Consider the following 22,104-nt stretch of genomic DNA (forward strand, 5'->3'; position numbering starts at 1 on the left):
TTTATTGTTTTTGTCTGACTAAGCTGAGCAAAAAATATTTATCAGACGTGATTATACTTGTTTATTCTTGTCGGTGGCTGGTTTAAACACAATTCGGTTTTATTTAACCGTATGAAAAGTAAGATAAAAGGGCTGAAATGACACGCCAATCAGCTTTCCGACGTTAAGCATTCGACCAAACGTTGCACCTGACGTTTGCAACAGCCGTTGCCGTCGGTGGCGTAGGTTTGGTTTCGCACTGCGTCCAGTGTGTCGGCGCCGGCTTCAATGGCGTCGATGATGTCGCGTTTAAGAATGCCGTTGCAGACGCAGAGGTTTTCGTCCAAATCTTTTTGAAGGATGTCCGGCAGTTTGTCGAGAGTGCTTTGTTTCATCCCTTTATTTTAATGCAAAGCGGCCAGGCCTGGTGGATTTTGCGCCGACTTCGGTTTATGCTGAATAAAATGGTTAGCAACAGGATTAGGAAAGAATTAGGAGCGGACATGAAAATTTTTTGCATCAGTGACACCCATGGTTACCACCGGCATATGCGCGAGATTCCGCAGGCCGATGTGGTAGTGCATGCGGGGGATATTTGCAATCTGGGCAGCGCCAAGCAAACCGAGGATTTTTTGGATTGGTTCCGCGCTTTGCCGATGCCGCATAAAGTATTGATTGCCGGCAATCATGATTTTCTGTTGGATACACAGCGCCAGGCCGACCTCGGGAAACCGTCCCAGTCGTTCGATTTTTCCGGCATTCATTACCTGATGGATGACGCGGTTGAAATCGATGGGGTGACCTTTTACGGCTCGCCGTGGCAGCCGGAGTTTCAGGCGATGGCGTTTAATCTGCCGCGCGAAGGGGAAGGATTACGCCAGGCCTGGCAGAATATTCCGGAAGCGACGAATGTGCTGGTCACCCACACGCCGCCTTATGGCATTTTGGATCAAACCAACGGCGGGTTTGGTGTCGGTTGCGAGTTGCTGACAGAACGCCTAGCCGAACTGCCGCAGGTGAAAGCCCATGTGTTCGGTCACGTGCATGAAGCGGCAGGTTACCAACAGCAGAGCGGGCGGCAGTTCGTCAATGCCTTTGAACCCCGCGTGATTGAGATTTAAAAATCACTCCATTCATCGCTCTGTGACGGCGCTTTTGCTTTCTCTGGCCGGTTGGCGGAAATGGCTTGAGAGGGTTGTTTTGGCAGCGCCGTGCTCTCCTGTTCGCCGGTAATCGCTTCGCACAGGGCGTCCATTTCCACCAGCAATTGTTCGGACAATTCGGACACCGTTTTCCGGTGTTGTTGCATGGTGTCGTCATCGGCGAGTTTTTTCGCATCAATGACCTTGCCGACCATGCTGTGCATTTCGGTATGGGTTCGAATCAATTGCTGCATTTCCGGCATCGATTGATATTGTCGGCCGACGGTGTTCAACCATTGGCCCAACGGGCAAAGATCGTCCCGACGCGCGCTGTGTTCATCGAAGTCTACTTTTTCACCCAAGAGGAAACGTTCCAGGCGGACGTTCCAGGCGCGGTGTTTGTTTTTGGCGTCTTCCAATTCAAAGGTGGCTTTATGGCCGCCTTGACCGGATGCGGAACGCTCGGAGATTTTGAATTTACCGACGAACTCGGCCTGCATTTCCGCTTGTTCGCTCATATTCCCTGCCGTGGCGGCCAGCTCTTCCACCAGCGCGGCATTTTGCTGCGTCATTTCATCCAGTGAGTTGACGGCGATGTTGATTTGTCCCAGCCCTTTGGATTGCTCGGTGGCGGCTTTGGAGACCGAGTCCACCAAACCGCTGACCTGTTCGATTTTATTGACCATGTCTTCAAACATGCGGTTGGTTTCTTCCACCAACGAGGTGCCTTGCGAGATTTGTTCGGTGGCGGTGCCAATGAGGTTGGAAATCTCTTTGGAGGATTCGGCGGATTTCTGTGCCAGGTTGCGCACCTCGCTGGCGACGACGGCAAAGCCTCGACCGTGTTCTCCGGCACGGGCGGCTTCCACCGAGGCGTTCAGGGCCAAGAGATTGGTTTGGAAGGCAATGCCGTCGATGACGGTGGTGATATCGGCGATTTGGCTGCTCAATTCACTGATGCCGTGCATGGCTTTGGAGGTTTGTTCCATGACTTGAATGCCGCTTTTCGCTTCCGTGGCGGCTTCCGATGACAGGCGATTCGCCTCGTGGGTGTTGTCGGTGGATTGCTGAACCCGGCTGGTGATTTGTTCCATGGAAGCGGCGGTCTGTTCCAGTGATGCGGCTTGCGATTGGGTGCGTTCCGACAGGTCTTCACTGGCCTGCGAGACCTCGTTGGACATTTGGCCGATTTCGGTGGAACCGATTTTGACTTGCCCGAAGGTGGCTTCGATATTGGTCAGCGCATTATTGATGGCCACTTGCATGGCATGTACTTCGCCTTTGTATTCGCCTTCCATTCGGCTGGTCAGGTCGCCGTTGCTCATCAGGCAAAGGATGCGGCTGAGGTCTTGCACCAGTGCGGAAAAGGAATCCAGTAAGGTGTTGATGGACAGCGACAACTGATGGTTGAAGCCTTCCAGTTTGGAGGCGTCGATGCGGTCCTTGAGAATGCCCAGCGAGGCGTTGGACACCAGGTGTTCGATATTTTCTTCAATCGCCAGTTGCTCGGTAATGTTTTTCCATTCTGCGACGGTGCCGATGCGCTCGTGTTTTTCATTGAAAATCGGATCGACGACGAGGTCAATGGTGGCGTCACCCACGTTTATGCGGGCTTCGTAGGTTTCGGTAAGATTGTCAAGCAAATTGGCCTGGTGTACCGGGTGCTGGTGGAAAATGTCGATGGACTGTCGCAGCAAATTGTCGGCATCGAAATGCGGTAAGTCTTTTTGCAGTTCCGGTTCGGCTTGTTTCAGCATGCGTTTGACCGATTCGTTCATGAAAATGATGCTGCGAAAGCGGTCGGCGACCATGATATTGGACGAAGCCGCGTTCAGTGCGCTTTCAATGCGTTTGGCATTGTTCAGCGAAGCGTTGACGTCGTCGAAATCAGCGCCGAGGCGAATCTGCATGGACTTCACCCGCCCGAGTATTCGGTTGACCAAGTTACGCCCGGAAACTTGAATGGGGCTGTTGAAGTGACCGCCGGAAATTTCGGTGAGCAAATGGTGAACTTCTTTGAACTTGCGGTCGTTGCTCCAGGCAATCAGGAAAATCGCCACAATGAATAAGGCGCTGATGCCTTCAAACAACAGCGGCTGAGTGCCGAGGTTCAAAAGCGGCATATTGGCGGTGATGAACAGCAGAATGCTGAACAGCATAATCAAGCGGCTGGCTTCGAACTGGTTAAAGGGGTTGAGCCGGGTTCCCAGTGTGACCGGGCTGCCGCCGGACAATTTCAGTTTGCCGGCACCAATGTCTTGGTAGGCTTGCTCCGCTTGGGCGACTTGTTCGCGGGATGCGGGCGTTCGAACCGACATGTAACCGACGATTTCGTCGTTTTCGAACATGGGCGTGGCATTGGCGACGACCCAATAATGGTCGCCGTTTTTACGTCGGTTCTTGACGATTTGCGACCAGGGCCGCCCGGCTTGGATGGTACCCCAGAAGTCTTTGAAAACGGCGGCAGGCACATCGGGGTGCCGGAGAATGTTATGCGGTTGGCCGACCAGCTCCAACCAGTCGTAACCGCTGGCTTCGATAAATGCCTCGTTGGCTTCGGTGATGTTCCCGTGTAAATCGGTGCGAGAGACAATAGTGAGACCCTCTGGTAACATATATTCTTTTTGGGTAACCGAGCGACTTTTTACGTCCATTTTCCAAAGACCTTTTTGTACAACTAAATTTCGCTTAGTAGACTCAAAAGCCCAAAGCTTGGCAATAATCAAAAAAACGCATATTTCCTTTTTTTAAAAAAGGGTATATAAAATTTACTGTTTATTTTCAAAGAGTTGATTGGGTTTAATATTTTGAATGTCTAAAAGCTTAATTTTTTTATGTCTATATAAGTTGTTGAAATAAAAGAAATTTTTAATGAGTTTAAATGTAAGTTCTTTTGCTTATAAAGAAGTCGGCACCGAGTCGGGCAATTTCTTGGAATATTGTGATGGCTGATTTGCCGATAATCCCCATTCTACCGGCGATTCGGCAGGGTTTGGCAGAACACGATAACCTGGTTTTGCAGGCCGAACCGGGCGCCGGTAAATCGACCGCTGTGCCGTTGGAACTGCTGAAATCGCCTTGGCTGAACGGACGTAAGGTGCTTCTATTGGAGCCCCGCCGTTTGGCGGTGAAATCCATTGCCTATTATCTATCGGAACAACTGGGTGAAACGGTCGGGCAGCGAATCGGTTATCAAATTCGCAACGAACGCCGCGTGAGCCGCGAAACGCAATTGGAAATCGTCACCGAAGGTATCTTGACGCGTCGCTTGCAGCAAGACCCGGAGTTATCGGATGTGGCCTTGGTGATTTTTGATGAATTCCATGAACGTTCTTTGCATGCCGACTTGGCGTTGAGTTTGTGTTTGGACGTGCAAGCCGCACTGCGGGATGATTTGAGGTTATTGGTCATGTCCGCCACCATCGATCTGGACGCGGTTCAAAGCCTGTTGGCGGCCAATGGTGCGTCGGTGGCACAGGCGCAGGCACCGGGCCGTACTTATCCGGTATCGGAACACTATTTGCCGAAGCCGTTGGCGTCCACGCACTTTCGCGAGGTATTACCGGCGCTGATTCAACAAATTCGCCAGGCCTGGCAGGAAACCGAAAAGGATATTCTGGTGTTTCTGGCCGGGCAGGGTGAGATTCGCCGCGTACAGGAACGTTTGGAAGAAACGCCCTGGTCGAATACGGTGATGCGTCCGTTGTACGGCGCTTTGAAACCGGAAGAGCAAGAATTGGCGCTGGTGCCGGATGCAGACGGTCGCCGCAAAGTGGTGCTGGCCACCAACATCGCCGAAACCAGTTTGACCATCGACGGTATTAGCGCTGTGGTGGACAGCGGCTTGAGCCGTAAAGCTTTGTACGATGTATCCAGCGGCATGACGGCTCTGACGACGCAGCGGGTTTCCAAAGCCTCGGCCGAACAGCGCAAAGGCCGCGCCGGGCGTTTGGCGGCCGGACGGGCTTATCGTCTCTGGACCGAAAGCCAGCAACTGCAATTGGCGGATTTCGATCCGCCGGAAATCGAGCAGGCCGATTTGAGCGCGGTGTGTTTGGAGTTGGCGATTTGGGGCATTCATAATCCGGCGGATTTGAATTGGATGACACCGCCGCCCAAAGCGCACTTTGACGCGGCACAGGCACTCTTGATGGCCTTGGATTTGTTGACCGACACGGGGCAGGCGACCGATTGGGGTCGTAAAGCGGCCGAGTTCGGTTGGTCACCGCGTTTGGCGGTGATGTGTTTGAAAGCCGAATCGGTCTGTGATTTGTCGCCGAATCAGGCCAAAACACTGGCGACCGACTTGGCGGCGATTTTATCGGAACGGGATGTGCTGCAAACGCGTGATGACGCCGATTTAGTTCAGCGGGTGCTGGCGTTACAGGCGTATCGCCAAAACCGTTCTTCAGCGTGTCAGGCCTACCCGGTGCAACGCTCGGCGATGGAACAGGCCTTGAAAAACGCGCGTTCTGCGCTTAAAAAATTGAATGAATCGTCGCCTTGCCAACCGTTGAGTTTGGCGATGTTACAAGCCGAGTGCGGTAAGCTGGTGGCGCTGGCTTATCCAGATCGGGTGGCAAAACGCCGTGGGGCCAAAGCGGCACGCTTTCAGTTGAGCAACGGCAAGGGCGCGGTGTTGGCGGAGTTTGATCCGCTGGCTCAACAGGATTGGCTAGCGGTGGCGCAACTCGACGGCCAGCGTCAGGATGGGCGGATTTATCTGGCCGCGCCTTTGGACGTGGCGGACATCGAAACCTTATTTGCCGAGCAAATTGAAGAGCGGCCTTATCTGGGCTTGAATAAAAGCAAAGGCGAGTTGGCGGCGGTGCAGCAACGCTGGTTGCACAGGTTGCTACTGTCTGAAAAACCATTGAAAAACCCCGACCCGGATACCTTGCAGAAAGCGTTGTTGGCGCTGCTGGCGGAGGATTTATCTTATTTGCCGTGGCGGGAAAACACCCAGGCCTGGTTAAAACGGGTCAATTGGCTGGCCGGGTTCGATTCGGGCCATGAAACGCCTTTTCCCAATTTCGACCAGGCCTGGCTAAAAGCCCATCTTGACGACTGGTTGGCACCTTATTTGAATGGGGTTACAACAATCAAAGGCTTGCAGTCGCTGGATGTGTTGATGCTGTTGCAGAGTCAATTGACTTATGAGCAACAGCAGGTGTTGGCCCAGCAAGCGCCCACTCATTACACGACGCCGTCCGGGCATCGGGTGAGGATTGATTACAGCGGTGCTTCGCCGAAAGTGTCGGTGATTTTGCAGGAAATGTTCGGCGAACTGACCAGCCCGCGGTTGGCGTGGGGCCAGGTGCCTTTGACGTTTGAGCTGTTGTCGCCGGCTCGGCGGCCGATTCAAGTGACCAGCGATTTGGCCAATTTTTGGCAGACGTCTTACTTTGAAGTGGCGAAAGACATGAAAGGGCGTTATCCGAAACACCGCTGGCCGGACAAGCCGTTAGAGGAAAAACCGGGGCGTTCGGTCAAATCGAAACCCGCTCAGTAACCTTGGTTTTTTCCCGTGACGGGGTATTTTTGAATTTTGTTACGAACATACTATACCGACTTATTGATTAAAAATGTCCAGGCCTGGCTTGCAACGGCGTGATATCAGGTTGTTTTGATGAACGTTATGACGCTCTAAAGGAGAGTTATTGAAATGACGGACTGGCGAAAATGGTTGGCTAACGGACTTTTGTTGGCTTGGATCGGTTTGGCCGTGGGTTGCACCGCCGTGGCGGATAAGCCGGAGTTGCAATCGGCCAAGACGTTTCCGGTGATTACTCAGGTGACGTTTGACGATTACCGTTTGCAAACCCGTCAGTGGTTGACGGAGCACCGGCTGTTTTTGAGCGAAGACCCGGCGGCGGAAGTGGAAGCCAATAGCCCGCAGGAGTGGCGGCCGACCTCGAAACCGAAAAAAGGCATTTTGCTGGTGCACGGCTTGGGGGATTCGCCGTATTCGTTTTCCGACATCGGCCCGGTATTGGCGCAAAACGGTTTTTTAGTGCGGACATTGTTATTGCCGGGGCATGGTACGCGGCCGGGCGATATGTTGAATGTGCAGATTGATCAATGGCGCGCCTTGTTGAAAAAGCAAACCCACATCTTGGAAGGCGAGGTGGATCAGGTGTACTTGGGCGGTTTTTCCACGGGGGCGAACCTGGTGACCGAGTTGGCGTTGCAGGATGAGCACATTGCCGGATTGATCTTGTTTTCTCCGGCATTTGAATCCAATGCGCCGATTGATTGGATGGCACCTTGGATTCAAAACATGGTGCCTTGGCTGCGAACCGACATGAAATACACCCACGATATTTATGTGCGTTATGGCAATATGCCCACCAATGGGTTTTCGCAATACTATTATTCCAGCGAATCGGTGCTCAAAGCCTTGTCGAAAAAATCCTTTGATAAGCCGACGTTGATGGTGGTCAGCGAAGCCGATTCGGTGGTGGATGTGCCGCAAGTTCTGGCGTTGTTTACGACTCGCTTTACTCATCCGGACAGCCGGTTGATCTGGTATGGGGCACCACCGGAAACCGATGATGCTCGCATTTTAGTGCGAACCGCTTATTTGCCGGAATGGCGCATTAGTAACTTCTCTCACATGGGCATGGTGTTTTCGCCCGATAACCCACTTTACGGTATCAACGGCCAGTTTCGCATGTGTTGGAACGGTCAATCCGATGCGCATTATCAGCTGTGCGAGAAGGGGGAAGCCGTGTGGTATTCCGCCTGGGGCTATGAAACGGATGACAAAGCGCATGCGCGTTTGACATTTAATCCATATTTCGCTTGGCAAAATGACGTAATGTTAAAGGTGCTGGCGTCGGGCTCCGTGGTGCCCAAGCCTTGATTCAAATCCCTCTATGAATCGATTAAATAATATTGTTACACAGGTGTTGTACAAAAATTGTACTCATAAAATAAAATCGGTATACTGAGCTGAAAGCCAGCTTGGTTTCCGGCATAAAAACAAATAAATACGACTAGGACAACTATGTTCAATTCACAGTTAAAGCATGATTATGCTCAGTTGCAAAAACGTTATGATTCGGCGCAAGGTGTGCTCGATGCCTTGAACCGCTCCATGGCGGTCATTGAATTCGATTTGGAAGGCAAGGTGCTCCATGCGAATGACAATTTTCTGAAAACCGTCGGTTACGCTCTGGAAGAGGTTGCCGGCCGGCACCATCGAATTTTTGTACCGTCGTCGATTGCACAGGCGTCGGACTACGCGGCTTTTTGGAGCAAACTGGCGAAGGGCGAGTTTGTTTCCGGGCGTTTTAAGCGCGTCAATAAGCAGGGCGACACTGTTTGGTTGGAGGCGAGCTATAACCCGATTGTGAATGCGCAAGGTCAGGTGGAAAAAGTGGTGAAGTTCGCTTCCGACATTACCGAACAGGTGGAAGGTGAGCTGGAATTCAAAGCGCAAATGGATGCGATTAATCGAGTGATGGCGGTGATTGAGTTTGAGCTTGATGGCACCATCCGTACCGCGAACGAAAATTTTTGCAAAACCATGGGCTATTCGTTGGCGGAAATCCAAGGGCAGAAACACGCGATGTTTGCCGAGCCGGGGTCTGCCGATACTGACGAATATCGGGCGTTTTGGGGTGAATTGAACCACGGAAAGTTTGTGTCCGGCACCTTTAAACGTGTGAAGAAAAATGGCGAAGACGTTTGGTTGGAAGCCAGTTACAATCCGATTTTGGATACCGAGGGGCGGCCATACAAAGTGGTGAAATACGCCACTGATGTCGGTCAGAACGACAATATGAAATTGCTGCGCCGTGTGGTGGACGAAGCGACTCGAGTGATGCAGGCGTTTGCCGCCGGCGATTTAACGCGCCGGATGCCGGAAGCGCTGCAATCGGGGCGAGGTTCGATGTTCTCGCCGGAAATCGAACGCATCAACGATGGTATCGGTCAGATGTCTGACCGTTTGACGGAAGTCATCGCGCAAGCCACCGAGGCCACTCGCGTGGTGGCCTCGGCTTCCGATGAAGTTTCGCAAGGCGCGCACGATTTGAACGACCGAGTGCAAGAGCAGGCGGCGGCGTTGGAGGAGACGGCGCAGAACATGGAAAACATGACGCAGGTGGTTAAGAATAATGCCCAGCATTCGCAGCAGGCGTCACACGTTTCCATCGAGGTACAAGGCAAGGCGTCGGATGGTATGCAGGTGATGCGTGCCACCATTGACGCCATGGGCGCAATTCAGGAGTCCAGCCATAAGATTGCCGACATCGTTACTTTGATTGACAGCATTGCGTTTCAGACCAATTTGCTGGCGTTGAATGCCGCGGTGGAAGCGGCCAGAGCCGGAGATCATGGCCGTGGTTTCGCGGTGGTGGCCGGAGAAGTTCGGGCCTTGGCACAGAAGTCGTCCGACGCGGCCAAGGAAATCCGTCAGTTGATTGATGAGAGCGTGAAGCGGGTTGAACAGGGTAGTGAGCAGGCCTCCAAGTCCGGGGAAGTGTTGGAGCAAATCGCCCAGTCCATTGACAGTGTCACGGAAATGGTCAATCAAATCGCCTCGGCAACCGCCGAGCAGATGACCGGCATCGAGCAGGTGCACCATACTGTGACCCAGTTGGATGACGTGACCCAACAAAACGCCGCTTTGGTCGAGGAAACCACCTCGGCGGCGGAAAGTTTACGTTATCAAGCCGATATTCTGGCGAAAGACATGTCGTTTTTCACGACGGATAAACCCTCGGAACTGACCAAGAAGTAAGGCATGTGCCTTTCAGGGCTTACGATAAAACGTCTTCGCTCTAAAGGGTATAAAGGCCTGTCCGTTTCCTGAAAAATGTTTCATCTCGGTTGTTTATTGTCGATGACGCCGGGTTGGTTTGAGCGGCATCAAAGACCGGCGATGTCGGTGACTTTATAGCCGGTGGTGATGACCATGGTGTAAGCCGCACGAACGTGTTCCTGACTGATGTCCAAATGGCTGAGAGCGTAATCGCGGGATTGTTTGAGCTCGTCGCTGACGTAGTTTTGCCCCATGGCGGAGCAGGCGACAAAGTCGCTGAGCATCATCAACAGTGCCATGTTGCAGATTTTGTTGTGTGTTTGGCGAATCTGTGGCGTGATGTGGCGGGAGTGGTGCAGCAAAATCCCTTTGTAGATTTCGGGAATCATATCCCAGTTCTTGGCAATGATGACCCCGGCTTCACTGTGGGATGTGTCGAACATGTCCAATTCCTGTTGCCGTGCGGTATAGGGTTTGGACAGGGATTTCAGGAAAATCGGCTTATAGGCGATGGGGTCGATTTTCGAGAGGAAAACGGCTCCGATGTTTTGTAGAAGTCCTGCCAGATAAGCCTCGGAGCGACTGATGCCGTCAATGCTATCGGACAGTTCCGCTGCGGCCAAACCGGCGTTCATGCCGTGCTTCATAATCGCGTTTTCCAGTGGACTGTTATTGTGTTGCCGCACCAGAATCGCGGAGGAGAACAGTTCGAATACATTGTCCAGTCCGATCAGGTTGAGAATGGTGCGGACCTTCATCAATTGGTCGATGGATTTTTTAGGATAAGCATCTTTGGCGATTTTAATGAATTCCGCCAATGTTTCGGGGCTTTTTCGGATGAGGGATTCAATTTGCGACAAGTTCGGATTGGGTCGATACAGCTCTTCCTTGACGGCCAAGAGTTCCGGCGGCAAATGGTACACATACACCCGCTTCAGTAGCTCCAGCGCGGTGATCAGGCGACTTTCCAAGTGTGGGGAAATGCCGGACTTTTCGGCGCCGCAGGTGTCTTCCAGTAATGCATTAAGGCCAGCCCCGCCCTGAATCAGGGCATCGTGCAAGGTTTGCGCCGGCTCGGAAAGGTTGACCAGGCGAGCCCCGTAATAGTGGCGGTCGTGGCGTCTGCGATAGGAGCTGATGACCAGTGCTTCGATTTTATAGGGTTCGGTTTTCAGGGAAGAAACTTGCACGTTCGAAAAAAGCCGTCCGATTTGAAATTCCTTGACACTGGTGTCGGTGACAAAGGAAATGCCGCCTTGCGAAATGTCGTAGCCGTCCAGCTGAAAATTATTGAGGGTGACGGTGAAGTCGCGCTCGTATCGCGGGTGCTGGCGTCTATCCTCTTGGGTTTCAGGCGCTTCCGGGGCAGGTGGGACAGAATCGAGAGTTTGCAAGTGTTTGGAACCTAATTCGAGTTTTAACAAGTTGATATTTAGTTGATTTTGGATACTTTAGCAAAAAATTTACTCCCGAGTAGACGGAAATGTGTTTTAGAGGGATGATTTTTTTAATCCGTGAATCGGAAGTTTTTATTTTTTCAGGGAACTATGGAGGGTTGTCTGGCCAAAACCGCCAGGCCTGGCAGGTTTTGATAGTGGCTTTGTTGGGTGGTTTATTGGCCGGATTTAGCCGGTTTATGGAACAGTTGTTTCAACAGTTGGATACCGTGGAAATGGGCAATCAGCAGATAAAAGATGGTACCGATAATGACACCGAGGACCATGTTGCCGAGAAAGAACGGTTGCCAGATGTGCGGAAAAATATCGCTGAACCATTGCTGTGAGGCGATTTCGATGTTCGGGTCGATGTTTTTCAATGGCGGGGTGTCCAGCAACCAGGTGCCGAACCGATAGCCGCCGTACCAGATGAAGCCCATGGTCAAAGGGTTGGTGATCCAAGCCAAAGCCGTGGCTAACGGGATGTTGGCACGGGTGTAATAAGCCAGAATCGATCCCAGCAACATTTGAAAGGGAACCGGCAACATCATGCAAAAAGCGCCGATGAAACCGGCGCGTGCAAAAGATAAACGGTCGCCGGCCCAATAAACGCGGTCGCGAAAACGAGGGAAATACTTGTTCAGGAACGGCGAGGCTTTGACTTTGCGGCCGATCTGGTGGACTTTCAGTTTGAGAAATCGAATCATGACCGTTATTTTAACAGCCTATTCGTTCGGGACTCTGAAGAAATTTCAGTCTTTGCTTATTAGAATTCAGACAGTATCAATAGTAGTTGAAGAGGATAAAAATAACCGTCAGCACTAAGGCGAATAAAAAAGCTGACGGCTTGCAAATGTTGATACTTGGTTTTTTCCCATCCTGGTGGTTCATATTATGATTAATCGCTTCCATGGACTAATACGCTCTTATGTTTCCGGAACAAAATCATAGCAATGCGATTTTGTTTTAGGAAATCAGAGGTTTTTATATCGGTATTTGATGGACTTTTACAACGGTCTACTGTAGAGTTTGCGCCTGTAAGAGGGTTGGGCAATCGCGAGGCTTCGCTTCGAGGAAAGTCCGGGCACTGCAGAGCGGAATGCCAGCTAACGGCTGGGCGGTGAGAGCCGACGGAAAGTGCAGCAGAGAGTAGACCGCCAAGTTTCTTGGTAAGGGTGAAAGGGTGCGGTAAGAGCGCACCGCGCAACGGGTAACCGTTTGTGGCACGGCAAACCCCATTCAGTGCAAGACCAAATAGGAAAACGCGCCCGGTTCGCCGGGCAAGGTGCGGCTCGTACCTGGTTTTCGGGTAGGTTGCTTGAGGGGCGCAGTGATGCGCTTCCTAGATGAATGATTGCCACCAGCAATGGTACAGAACCCGGCTTATAGACCCTCTTATATTTCCCCCAAGTTGTTTCTTCAAACTTGTTCAGGCTTTTTTGGCCTTTTCTTTTGGCGTCGCGCCAGACTTTATATTGTTATTTTTTCTGAATTGAAAATTTTCACCACTTTTTGCCACTTTCGACGCAGTTGCCTGCAAAAAATTACCACTTTTTTCCCTTTAGGGTTTTTGGCTCTATATGTGGTGTTTTATAAAATAAAACACCCTATATATGGTGCTTTGTCTCAAGAGGGCTCACAAGTCTTTCTTTGTTTTTAGTTTTCAAAACGTTAGTTTTTGTACTTAATTTTAATTATTTGTTTTGTTTTGTAACTTGTTGAAAATTAAAAGTAAAAAATTTTTAATGCTAAGGCGGTGCGCTATTCGTTAACGTCGCTAAGTTGTTGGTCTGTAAACAGAAATTCAAAAATCTTTGTTGGAGGGCGCTTGACAGTGGTTGCAAAGTTCAATATAGTGGCGACAAGTGGAAGAAAGTGGCGAAAAGTGGGGATAAATGTTGTTCTTTCGGGGTATCAATTCAATCAATATCGATGCAAAGGGGCGTTTGGCTGTACCCAAACGTTACCGTGAGTCGATTGAAGAAGCGAGTGATAATCAGCTTGTCGCTACGATTGACTTGCATAGCCCGTGCCTGCTGATCTACACCATGGATGAATGGGAAGTGATTGAGCGCAAATTGATGTCACTGCCGAATATGGACCCACAAGCGCGTTTGGTACAGCGGCTGTTGTTGGGCCATGCTTCGGAAATGGAAATGGATGGCCAGGGCCGTGTGTTGCTGCCGAGCCTGTTGCGCGAACACGCCAAGTTGGAAAAAGAAGCGATTTTACTGGGCCAGGGAAATAAATTCGAACTTTGGTCGCAAAAAGCTTGGGAAGCCAGTCGTCCGGAAATGTTGGATACGGCGTCCGGTGTGGGCGAGGTGTCTGAGTCGCTGGCAACTTTGAGCCTGTAAGATGACGGAGTCGACAACAAACGCCGGCCATTACTCTGTGATGCTGGCGGAATCCGTAGACGGGTTGGCGATTCGTCAAGATGGTATTTATGTGGACTGTACCTTTGGACGCGGTGGGCACAGTCGCACAATTTTGAATCAGCTGGGGCCGGATGGTCGTTTGATGGCGATTGATCAGGACCCGGAAGCGGTGCAATACGCACAGCAATATTTCAAGGATGACCGTTTTCAGATTCAGCAAGGCAGTTTCGAGTGTTTGGCGCAGTATTGCGAACAACGCGACTGGCTGGGAAAAGTGGACGGTGTCTTGATTGATTTAGGGGTGTCGTCCCCGCAACTGGATCAGGCTGAACGTGGATTCAGTTTTATGCGTTCCGGACCTTTGGACATGAGAATGAATCCGGAAAGTGGTTTAAGTGCACGCGAGTGGCTTAAACAGATTGACGAAAAAACACTGGCACAAGTGTTACGGCAATACGGTGAAGAAAAGTTTTCCGGTCGCATTGCCCGTCAAATAAAAGAAGCGGTGGCGGCCGATGGCTTGCACACCACGAAGGAACTGGCGGAACTGGTGTCGAAAGCGACACCGAAAAAGGACAAAAACAAACATCCGGCGACACGCACGTTTCAAGCGATTCGCATTGCAGTGAATCGCGAGCTGGATGTATTGAAGACGGTGTTGGAAGCGTCTGTCGAGGTGTTGGCACCCGGCGGGCGTTTATCGGTTATCAGTTTTCATTCGCTGGAGGACCGAATCGTCAAACAATTTATCCGGGACCAATCTCGTATTCGGGATTTGTTTCCGGATTCGCCGGTTCAGCTGGAAGTGGTGGAACCGGTGTTGCGGAAAGTCGGGAAGCCGGTTTTCCCAACCGAAGAAGAATGTCAGGAGAATCCGCGATCGCGTAGTGCGGTCTTGCGGATTGCCGAACGAATTTAATGCGATGACAGCATCGCGTAATCGAATTTATTGATTCGCTGACGCCGGCGGTTCGATAAGTCATGGCAACATTGTGTTGATTAAGGGGAGTATCACATGAAGTTTAATTTACAAGAAACCATTTCCGCAGATGCGGGCATGCCGAAGATCAAAGTCGTTGGTCTAGGCGGTGGTGGCGGTAATGCCGTCGACTATATGGTGCGCTCGGAAGTCGAGGGCGTCGATTTTATCTGTGCCAATACCGATGTTCAGGCGTTGAAAAACGCCAATGTCGAAACCTGCATTCAGTTGGGTGCCAATGGTTTGGGCGCGGGTGCGAATCCTGAAAAGGGCATGGAAGCCGCTAAGGAAAATATCGAACAGGTGAAAGAAGCGCTGAAAGGCGCGGATATGGTGTTTATCACCGCCGGTATGGGCGGTGGCACTGGAACCGGTTCTGCTCCGGTTGTTGCACAAGCAGCCCGTGAAATGGGTATCTTGACCGTCGGTGTTGTCAGTAAGCCGTTCAGCTTCGAACGTCGTGGCAAGGTGGCGGAAGCCGGTATTCAGCAGTTGGCGGAACATGTCGATTCTTTGATTACGGTGCCGAACGACAAATTGCTTAAGGTGCTTGGAAAAGATTTTGTGTTGGCAAAAGCGTTTGATTACGCCAACGAAGTATTGCACGGTGCCGTGCAAGGGATTTCGGAATTGGTCACTCGTCCGGGCATGATCAATGTCGACTTTGAGGATTTGCGTACCGTAATGACGGAACGTGGTGTCGCCATGATGGGTGTCGGACATGCGACTGGTGAAGCCCGTGCGGTGAAAGCAGCGGAAAAAGCGATTGCCAACCCGTTGCTGGAAGACATTTCGGTTTCCGGTGCGCGAGGGCTGTTGGTCAATATTACATCCGGCTTGGATTTCACCCTGGGTGAATTCAACGAAGTGGGTGACGTGATTGACCAAGTGGCGTCGGAAGATGCCAAGGTCATTATCGGGACCTCCATTGACGAAAGCATGAATGATGAAATTCGTGTCACCGTCGTGGCAACCGGTTTGTGCGAAGTGGCGGAAGCCAAACGCCCGGAAGTGGTGAAGCCGAATTTGCAGGCGGTTGAAGCCAGCAAAGCCGAAGAAAAACAAGAAGTGCAACGCCATGCCGCGCCGAAAGCTGAGACTGCACCAGAGGTGTCCAAATCACCGGAAACGGTTCGTCCGAAAATGGTTGTGAACGGGGGTGTCACCGGCAGCGTGGATTCCAGTTCCAACTACTTGGACATTCCGGCGTTCTTGCGTCGCCAAGTCGATTAATCGTAATCGACGTCGCTAAACTCGTTTAGCACGCTCCAAACACTTGCAAATGGTGTCGCAAAAACTCCCCAGTCTGGGCCAGTTTTCTTCTGTGAACTGGCGTGGGCTTCTTGCGCTCCTTTTGCTTGTCATCGTTTTAATCTCCCTCATTGCCATTATTCTGGTTCAACATCAGGTTCGTCATTTGGAAACCCAGTATGCACGTGCTTTGAAGCAAGAAGTTGCTTTGCATGAAGAGCATGGCAAGTTGACATTGGAAAAACATCACTTGACCGCTCTGGCCCGCGTCGAGCACATTGCTCGTACCGAGTTGAAAATGACTTTGGATAAAACGCCGGAAAATCACAACGCCCAAACCATTATTTTGGAAAAGAAAGATGCATCTGCAGTCGAACACCAGAATTAGACGGGATTGGATTATCTATGGCTTGATTGTCTTATTGTTTTCGGCCATTTTCGCAAAAGCCTTCCATGTTCAGATTCTGGAAGCCGACTTTTTACAATCGGAAGGCAATAAACGTCAGATTCGCAGTTTGGAAATTCCCGCACCGCGCGGTGAAATTTACGATCGGAACGGCAAGGTGTTGGCGTTGAGCACGCCGATTGACTCGATTTGGGTCGATCCGAAAATTCTCTCCTTTTATCTAGATCCGGCTCAGCAGCAGGCGCAATTGCTCAAGGAAAATCTCACCACTCAGCAGGTGGCGAAACGCAAAGCGTTGATAGACGCTAAGTACCTCGCCTATCAACAGATGTTGAAACTGCTGAATGTCTCGGAGGAAACGTTTACCCGTCAGGTGTTGGCAAAGAAAAATCGGCGTTTTATGTATGTCGAGCGCGGGGTCCTGCCGGAACTGTCCGCGCAGATTGAAGATTTGGATGTACCCGGGTTGTATGTTCAAAACCAATATAAGCGTTATTATCCGGCCGGTGAAGTGGTCGGGCACCTGATTGGTTTTACCAATATCGATGATACCGGCATCGCCGGCATTGAAAAAACCTATGATGACTGGCTGTCCGGTCATGCCGGTAAAAAACAGATCATTAAAGACCGTGCGGGGCGGGTCATTGAGTTCGTAAAAGACATTGAACCCGCCGAACCCGGCCAGCCTCTGGTGCTGAGTATTGATGAAGATCTGCAGTTCTTTTTATATCATGCGTTGAAAAAAGCATTTATTCGTCACCAGGCGCAGTCCATTATGTCGGTGATTCTGGATGCCCAAACCGGGGAAGTGCTGGCGATGGTGTCCTTGCCGGGCTTTAACCCGAACGATCGCAGTCAATTGACCGGCAACCGCTTGCGAAACCGTGTGATTGCGGACCGTATTGAACCGGGTTCCACCGTCAAGCCGTTTATTGTCGCCAAAGCGTTGGATTTGGGCGTGCTTCACTTGGATGATGAAATCGATACCCGTCCCGGTTCCTTGCGCATTCAAGGACAACGCATTACCGATACCCGCAATCACGGTGTGATTACGCCGGGTGAAGTGATCAAATTATCCAGTAATGTCGGGGCCAGTAAAATCGCGTTTAAGATGACACCGCAACAAGAGTGGCAGATGTATCATGACGTCGGGTTCGGCCAGGATTTGGGACTTTTCCTGCCGGGTGAAACCCTCGGGTTTATTCGTCCGGCGACCGAATGGCAGAAAATCGACCAGGCCTCGGCTTCATTCGGCTATGGTTTTAACATCAATTTGATGCAATTGGCCCAGGCCTATTTGATTTTCGCTAATGAAGGCAAAATCAAACCGGTGAGTCTTTTGAAGTTGAACAAGGTGCCGGAAGGCACGCAAGTGGTGTCGAAGGAATCGGCGCAAGCGGTGCTGGGCATGATGGAAAAAGTGGCGGCGCGCAAGGGCACAGCCCCGCAAGCGAATATCGAGGGCTACCGTGTGGCTGGGAAAACCGGTACGGTGCACCGGACCAAAATCGGCGGCTACGAACAGAATAAATACATTTCGTTATTTGCCGGCATTGTGCCGGTGTCGAATCCGAAATACATTATGGTCACCGCCATTAACGAACCCAGTCGCGGCATTTATTATGGCGGGAAAGTGGCGGCGCCGGTTTTTCACGAAGTGATGCAGGAAGCGTTGCGCTTGAATAACATTCCACCGGACGAAGTTCTGGAGGAGGGAGCACCGTGAAAACCTTGTCCGCGTTGTGCGACTTTCTGAGGCTGGAGGTTTCCGGAGTTGCAGACCATTCAGTCACTCGTTTGACGATCGATTCCCGGCAGGTGGACGTTGGCACAGTGTTTGTCGCGCTGCCGGGCGCATCTTGCCACGGGATGACGTTTGCCGGTCAAGCCGAACAAGCGGGCGCCAGCGCCATCCTAACCGATGCGGCAGGCCTGGCGGATTTTGATGTTTCTGGGCTGAAGTGCCCGGTGTATTCGGTACCGAATTTACAAAACCGTTTACCGGACCTGGCGAAATGGTTTTACGACGATCCGAGTCGCCGGGTGAAAATTATTGGCATTACCGGCACCAATGGTAAGACATCGACCAGTCATTATATTGGCCAATTGTTGCAGTCAGCCGGTTACAAAGTGGCTTTAATGGGCACCTTGGGCAATGGCTTGATTGGAGATTTGCAGCCGAGTCGTAATACGACTTTGGAAGTGCTGGTGTTGAACGAATGGCTGGCACATTTTGCGGAACAGCAGGTCGATTATGTGGTGATGGAAGTTTCGTCCCATGCCGTCAGTTTGAACCGCATTGCCGGTTTGCAATTTGATGTGGTGGCTTTGACGCAGGTGACGCGTGATCATTTGGATTTTCACGGTTCCGAAGCCGGATACCGTGCCGCAAAAAAACAATTGTTCGAGGCGTATCCGAGCCGCTGTCAGGTGTTGAATCTGGAGGATGAAACCGGTGCGGATTTGGCTGAAAAAGCCCATCAAAGTATTTTGACTTACGCTCAAGTGGCGCCGAACGCCGATGTCCGTTTACAATCGGTATCGTTTCAACCGACGGGCTTGAAAGGCCGATTGCAATTGCCTGTCGGTGAGTGCGATTTCGATTTGCCGCTGATGGGCGGTTTCAATGTGGAAAATCTATTATGCGCCGTCAGTTGTGCTTGGTGCTGTGGGTTGGAGTCCGGCGATATTCAAAAAGCCGTCACACATTTACGGGCCGTGCCGGGCAGAATGGAAGTGTTGACGCGCTCGAATCAACCGACGGTGGTGATTGATTACGCTCATACACCGGATGCCTTACAAGCTGCTTTGGCGGCGGTCGGGCAACATTTACCGACGGGGCAAAACGACTTGTGGGTCGTGTTTGGTTGCGGCGGGGATCGGGATAAGGGAAAACGACCGCTCATGGGGCAAGTGGCGGCTCAATTGAGTGGTCATGTGATTTTGACCGATGATAATCCTCGGTCGGAATCGCCTGAAGCGATTGTGGCGGATATTCAAGCCGGCTTCGATAAACCGGCCGACGTGATTCATGACCGTGAGCAAGCGATAGCCACCGCCATCCAACAAGCCGGACCGCAAGCGGTGGTCGTCGTGGCGGGGAAAGGGCACGAAGATTATCAGGAAATCAATGGTCAGCGATGGCCGATGAGCGATCAAGGCGCCGTGGAAAAGGCGTTCCAATCGTTATCAAGACAAGGGGAGGCATAGGCAAATGGCCTGGACATTATCACAATTGGTGGAGGCGACAAACGGTGTCCTGACGGGTGAGCTGTTGGGGGAAGACCCGATTCGGTTCGACTCGGTCAGTACCGATACGCGGACGTTGAAATCGGGGGCTTTGTATGCGGCCCTGAAAGGCGCTAATTTTGACGGCCATGCCTTTATTGCCGAAGCGGTCAAACAGGGCGCGGTGGCGGTGTTGATTTCCGAACCGGTGGAAACGATTGTTCCATCGGTGTTGGTCGAAGACACTCGCATCGCGTTGGGCGAATTCGCCGCCTGGCACCGTCAGAAAATGCAGTTGAAAGCCTTGATTGGCGTGACCGGTTCCAATGGTAAAACCACCACCAAAGCCTTGCTGGCGAATATTCTCGCCAAGCAGGCGCAAGTGTTGGCGACGGCGGGTAATTTGAATAACGATTACGGTTTGCCACGCACCTTGCTGGAGTTGACGTCGTCTGACGATTACGCGGTGATTGAAATGGGTGCGAATCATCACCGGGAAATACATTATTTGACCAAGATCGCCCGCCCGGACGTTGCCGTCATCACCTTGGCGGCGGGCGCGCATTTGGAAGGTTTCGGGTCGCTGGATGGGGTGATCGAAACCAAGGGCGAAATCATGGACGGTTTGAAACCGGGCGGCACCATCGTGCTGAATACCGATTCGCCGGGGTTTGAGGTTTGGTGCGCCAAGGCCAAGCGTCTGGATTTAAAGGTCTTCAGTTTCGGAGAGAGCGAGCAGGCCAATGTCCGTTTGGCTGCGTTTCAGCAAAACCATGATCGCATCCATTTCACCTTGCGGTTGACCTGTCTGGACGGGGCGGAGCGTTCGGTTCAGACCAGCATGCCGATGCTCGGTTTTCATAATGCCATGAATGCGGCGGCGGCTGTGGCCGCGTGTTTGGCGGTCGGGTTGACGTGGGAACAAATTCAGCCAGGCCTGGAAGATTTTGATGGTGTGGCGGGACGCTTGCAAAAGTCAGCCTTACCGCAGGGTGTCTTAATCGACGATACGTATAATGCCAATCCGGCGTCGGTCAAGGCGGCGATTCGAACCTTGGCGGGCTTGCCGGGTGAGTCGGTGGCTTGCTTGGGGGCCATGGCGGAATTGGGCGCCGAATCGCAAAGTCTGCATGAGGACGTGGCCCGTTACGCCAAGGAAAAAGGTGTGGCGTCTTTGTTGGTGTTCGGCGTGGCCGCGCAATCCATGCCGGAGGCTTTTGGCGAAGGTGGAGAGTATTTCGAAACGCAGGACGCTTTAATCGCTCGTGCGATTCAATTACTCGAACAAAACCAGGTTCAGAATGCTTTGGTGAAAGGTTCGCGTTCAACACAAATGGAAAAGGTCAGCCAAGCCATAGTGGCGACGGTGGCGGACCGGAATGATAACGGGTGAGAGCCCCTGAAGCAGATTTAAGGAAATCAGCATGTTAATTTATTTGACGGATTACTTAGCACAATTCATTTCCGGGTTCGGGGTGTTTAACTACATTACCATGCGCACCATTATGAGTGTGTTGACCGCCTTGATCATTTCCTTCATCATCGGCCCGAGAGTCATCCGTTGGCTGGTTCGCCTGAAGGTTGGACAAAGCGTGCGTTTGGACGGGCCGGAAAGTCATTTGGTGAAAAGCGGTACCCCGACCATGGGCGGCGTGATGATTCTGTTCTCGGTGTCCATTGCGGTGTTGTTGTGGGGCAATCTGAGCAACCACTATTTGTTGATTGCCACCCTGACCATGTTGGGATTCGGCATTATCGGGTTTATTGATGACTATCAAAAAGTGGTGTACAAAGACCCGAACGGCATGCGTTCGCGGACCAAATTCTTTTGGCAATCGGTGATTGGGGTGGTGGCGGCTTACAGTCTCTACGCTCTGGCAAAGGTGCCTGCGGAAACCCAGCTGTTGATTCCATATATGAAAGACACCTTTATTTATCTGGGCGCCTGGACCGTGGTATTGGCGTACTTTGTGATTGTAGGAACCTCGAATGCGGTGAACCTGACGGACGGGCTGGACGGTTTGGCGATTATGCCGACGGTGATGGTGTCGAGTGCTTTGGGTGTGTTCGCTTATATGTCCGGGCATTTGTATTTTTCCGACTATTTGCAGATTCCGTATATTCCGGGCGTCGGTGAATTGGCGATTTTCTGTGCGGCTCTGGCCGGTGCCGGGCTAGGCTTTTTGTGGTTCAATGCGCACCCGGCACAGGTGTTTATGGGTGACGTGGGATCTTTGGCGATCGGCGCGGCCTTAGGGGTTGTGGCGGTCGCGGTGCGCCAGGAATTGGTGCTGTTCATTATGGGCGGTATTTTCGTGGCGGAAACCCTGTCGGTAATCTTGCAGGTGGGATCTTACCGTTTACGAAACGGCAAGCGCATTTTCTTGATGGCGCCGTTGCATCACCATTTTGAACAAAAAGGCTGGCACGAATCGCAGGTCATTGTGCGTTTTTGGATTATCACCATTATTTTGGTGCTAATCGGTCTGGCCAGTTTGAAAATTCGTTAACGAATCGCATTCGAAAATAAAAGTG

16 protein-coding genes and 1 other RNA gene are annotated in these 22,104 nt (G+C 51.7%); 13 read left to right on the forward strand and 4 right to left on the reverse strand.

Annotated elements, in window-relative coordinates:
- Positions 1 to 149: 149 nt before the first annotated feature.
- Complete coding sequence (locus tag EPV75_RS03395; protein WP_029939838.1) at positions 150 to 374, reverse strand: (2Fe-2S)-binding protein; 225 nt, start codon at positions 372 to 374, stop codon at positions 150 to 152.
- A gap of 108 nt (positions 375 to 482) precedes the next feature.
- Between EPV75_RS03395 and EPV75_RS03400 the strand changes: the two genes are divergently transcribed.
- Positions 483 to 1,100, forward strand: coding sequence for a metallophosphoesterase family protein (locus EPV75_RS03400; protein ID WP_192894028.1), 618 nt, complete (start codon positions 483 to 485; stop codon positions 1,098 to 1,100).
- On the opposite strand, the gene EPV75_RS03405 is transcribed toward EPV75_RS03400, so the two are convergent.
- The gene (locus EPV75_RS03405; RefSeq protein ID WP_225972383.1) at positions 1,097 to 3,736 is read right to left on the reverse strand and encodes a methyl-accepting chemotaxis protein; all 2,640 of its coding nucleotides are present in this window, start codon (positions 3,734 to 3,736) and stop codon (positions 1,097 to 1,099) included. The two genes, EPV75_RS03400 and EPV75_RS03405, sit on opposite strands and share 4 nt — an antisense overlap.
- A 329-nt stretch (positions 3,737 to 4,065) precedes the next feature.
- Here EPV75_RS03405 and hrpB point away from each other — a divergent pair, with 329 nt between their 5' ends.
- The 3 genes from hrpB (at position 4,066) to EPV75_RS03420 (ending at position 9,870) form a co-directional block, all read left to right on the forward strand.
- Positions 4,066 to 6,633, forward strand: coding sequence for an ATP-dependent helicase HrpB (hrpB, locus tag EPV75_RS03410; RefSeq protein ID WP_128384470.1), 2,568 nt, complete (start codon positions 4,066 to 4,068; stop codon positions 6,631 to 6,633).
- Positions 6,634 to 6,786: 153 nt separating this feature from the next.
- Complete coding sequence (locus tag EPV75_RS03415; protein WP_128384471.1) at positions 6,787 to 7,986, forward strand: alpha/beta hydrolase; 1,200 nt, start codon at positions 6,787 to 6,789, stop codon at positions 7,984 to 7,986.
- 144 nt (positions 7,987 to 8,130) lie between these two features.
- Positions 8,131 to 9,870 carry a methyl-accepting chemotaxis protein gene (locus EPV75_RS03420; protein ID WP_051673555.1) on the forward strand — a complete coding sequence of 580 codons (1,740 nt, stop codon included), beginning with the start codon at positions 8,131 to 8,133 and terminating at the stop codon, positions 9,868 to 9,870.
- A 128-nt stretch (positions 9,871 to 9,998) separates the two neighbouring features.
- Here EPV75_RS03420 and EPV75_RS03425 read toward each other — a convergent pair whose 3' ends face one another.
- Both EPV75_RS03425 and EPV75_RS03430 read right to left on the reverse strand, forming a co-directional pair.
- The gene (locus EPV75_RS03425; RefSeq protein ID WP_128384472.1) at positions 9,999 to 11,285 is read right to left on the reverse strand and encodes an HDOD domain-containing protein; all 1,287 of its coding nucleotides are present in this window, start codon (positions 11,283 to 11,285) and stop codon (positions 9,999 to 10,001) included.
- Between the two features lie 218 nt (positions 11,286 to 11,503).
- Entirely contained in the window at positions 11,504 to 12,034 is a 531-nt protein-coding gene (locus tag EPV75_RS03430) for a DUF2062 domain-containing protein (protein WP_038151899.1), read from the reverse strand.
- A 331-nt stretch (positions 12,035 to 12,365) separates the two neighbouring features.
- On the opposite strand from EPV75_RS03430, the gene rnpB reads away from it, so the two are divergent.
- The 9 genes from rnpB to mraY all read left to right on the forward strand — a co-directional run bounded on the left by rnpB (position 12,366) and on the right by mraY (position 22,079).
- An RNA gene (gene rnpB, locus EPV75_RS03435) (RNase P RNA component class A) lies at positions 12,366 to 12,729 on the forward strand.
- Positions 12,730 to 13,222: 493 nt separating this feature from the next.
- Positions 13,223 to 13,684 (forward strand): division/cell wall cluster transcriptional repressor MraZ, encoded by a 462-nt coding sequence (mraZ, locus tag EPV75_RS03440; protein WP_029939846.1) that lies wholly within the window; start codon positions 13,223 to 13,225, stop codon positions 13,682 to 13,684.
- A gap of 1 nt (position 13,685) precedes the next feature.
- Positions 13,686 to 14,624, forward strand: coding sequence for a 16S rRNA (cytosine(1402)-N(4))-methyltransferase RsmH (gene rsmH, locus EPV75_RS03445; protein ID WP_128384473.1), 939 nt, complete (start codon positions 13,686 to 13,688; stop codon positions 14,622 to 14,624).
- Positions 14,625 to 14,720: 96 nt separating this feature from the next.
- Entirely contained in the window at positions 14,721 to 15,917 is a 1,197-nt protein-coding gene (gene ftsZ / locus EPV75_RS03450; RefSeq protein ID WP_128384474.1) for a cell division protein FtsZ, read from the forward strand.
- A 49-nt stretch (positions 15,918 to 15,966) separates the two neighbouring features.
- Positions 15,967 to 16,323, forward strand: a complete 357-nt coding sequence (ftsL, locus tag EPV75_RS03455; protein ID WP_029939849.1) for a cell division protein FtsL — start codon at positions 15,967 to 15,969, stop codon at positions 16,321 to 16,323.
- Positions 16,295 to 18,067, forward strand: a complete 1,773-nt coding sequence (locus tag EPV75_RS03460) for a peptidoglycan D,D-transpeptidase FtsI family protein (RefSeq protein WP_225972384.1) — start codon at positions 16,295 to 16,297, stop codon at positions 18,065 to 18,067. The genes ftsL and EPV75_RS03460 overlap by 29 nt, the downstream gene beginning before the upstream one ends.
- Positions 18,064 to 19,551 carry a UDP-N-acetylmuramoyl-L-alanyl-D-glutamate--2,6-diaminopimelate ligase gene (locus EPV75_RS03465; RefSeq protein ID WP_128384475.1) on the forward strand — a complete coding sequence of 496 codons (1,488 nt, stop codon included), beginning with the start codon at positions 18,064 to 18,066 and terminating at the stop codon, positions 19,549 to 19,551. The genes EPV75_RS03460 and EPV75_RS03465 overlap by 4 nt, the downstream gene beginning before the upstream one ends.
- 4 nt (positions 19,552 to 19,555) lie before the next feature.
- Positions 19,556 to 20,962 (forward strand): UDP-N-acetylmuramoyl-tripeptide--D-alanyl-D-alanine ligase, encoded by a 1,407-nt coding sequence (locus tag EPV75_RS03470; protein ID WP_128384476.1) that lies wholly within the window; start codon positions 19,556 to 19,558, stop codon positions 20,960 to 20,962.
- A gap of 31 nt (positions 20,963 to 20,993) precedes the next feature.
- Complete coding sequence (mraY, locus tag EPV75_RS03475; RefSeq protein ID WP_029939853.1) at positions 20,994 to 22,079, forward strand: phospho-N-acetylmuramoyl-pentapeptide-transferase; 1,086 nt, start codon at positions 20,994 to 20,996, stop codon at positions 22,077 to 22,079.
- Positions 22,080 to 22,104 lie beyond the last annotated feature (25 nt).

Source organism: Hydrogenovibrio thermophilus (assembly GCF_004028275.1).
Taxonomy (GTDB): domain Bacteria; phylum Pseudomonadota; class Gammaproteobacteria; order Thiomicrospirales; family Thiomicrospiraceae; genus Hydrogenovibrio; species Hydrogenovibrio thermophilus.

Bases quoted from the DNA above. Each gene is read 5' to 3' on its own strand.
- EPV75_RS03395 (WP_029939838.1), bottom strand. From the start codon at position 374: ATGAAACAAAGCACTCTCGACAAACTGCCGGACATCCTTCAAAAAGAT.
- EPV75_RS03400 (WP_192894028.1), top strand. From the start codon at position 483: ATGAAAATTTTTTGCATCAGTGACACCCATGGTTACCACCGGCATATG.
- EPV75_RS03405 (WP_225972383.1), bottom strand. From the start codon at position 3,736: ATGTTACCAGAGGGTCTCACTATTGTCTCTCGCACCGATTTACACGGG.
- hrpB (WP_128384470.1), top strand. From the start codon at position 4,066: ATGGCTGATTTGCCGATAATCCCCATTCTACCGGCGATTCGGCAGGGT.
- EPV75_RS03415 (WP_128384471.1), top strand. From the start codon at position 6,787: ATGACGGACTGGCGAAAATGGTTGGCTAACGGACTTTTGTTGGCTTGG.
- EPV75_RS03420 (WP_051673555.1), top strand. From the start codon at position 8,131: ATGTTCAATTCACAGTTAAAGCATGATTATGCTCAGTTGCAAAAACGT.
- EPV75_RS03430 (WP_038151899.1), bottom strand. From the start codon at position 12,034: ATGATTCGATTTCTCAAACTGAAAGTCCACCAGATCGGCCGCAAAGTC.
- mraZ (WP_029939846.1), top strand. From the start codon at position 13,223: ATGTTGTTCTTTCGGGGTATCAATTCAATCAATATCGATGCAAAGGGG.
- rsmH (WP_128384473.1), top strand. From the start codon at position 13,686: ATGACGGAGTCGACAACAAACGCCGGCCATTACTCTGTGATGCTGGCG.
- ftsZ (WP_128384474.1), top strand. From the start codon at position 14,721: ATGAAGTTTAATTTACAAGAAACCATTTCCGCAGATGCGGGCATGCCG.
- ftsL (WP_029939849.1), top strand. From the start codon at position 15,967: ATGGTGTCGCAAAAACTCCCCAGTCTGGGCCAGTTTTCTTCTGTGAAC.
- EPV75_RS03460 (WP_225972384.1), top strand. From the start codon at position 16,295: ATGCATCTGCAGTCGAACACCAGAATTAGACGGGATTGGATTATCTAT.
- EPV75_RS03470 (WP_128384476.1), top strand. From the start codon at position 19,556: ATGGCCTGGACATTATCACAATTGGTGGAGGCGACAAACGGTGTCCTG.
- mraY (WP_029939853.1), top strand. From the start codon at position 20,994: ATGTTAATTTATTTGACGGATTACTTAGCACAATTCATTTCCGGGTTC.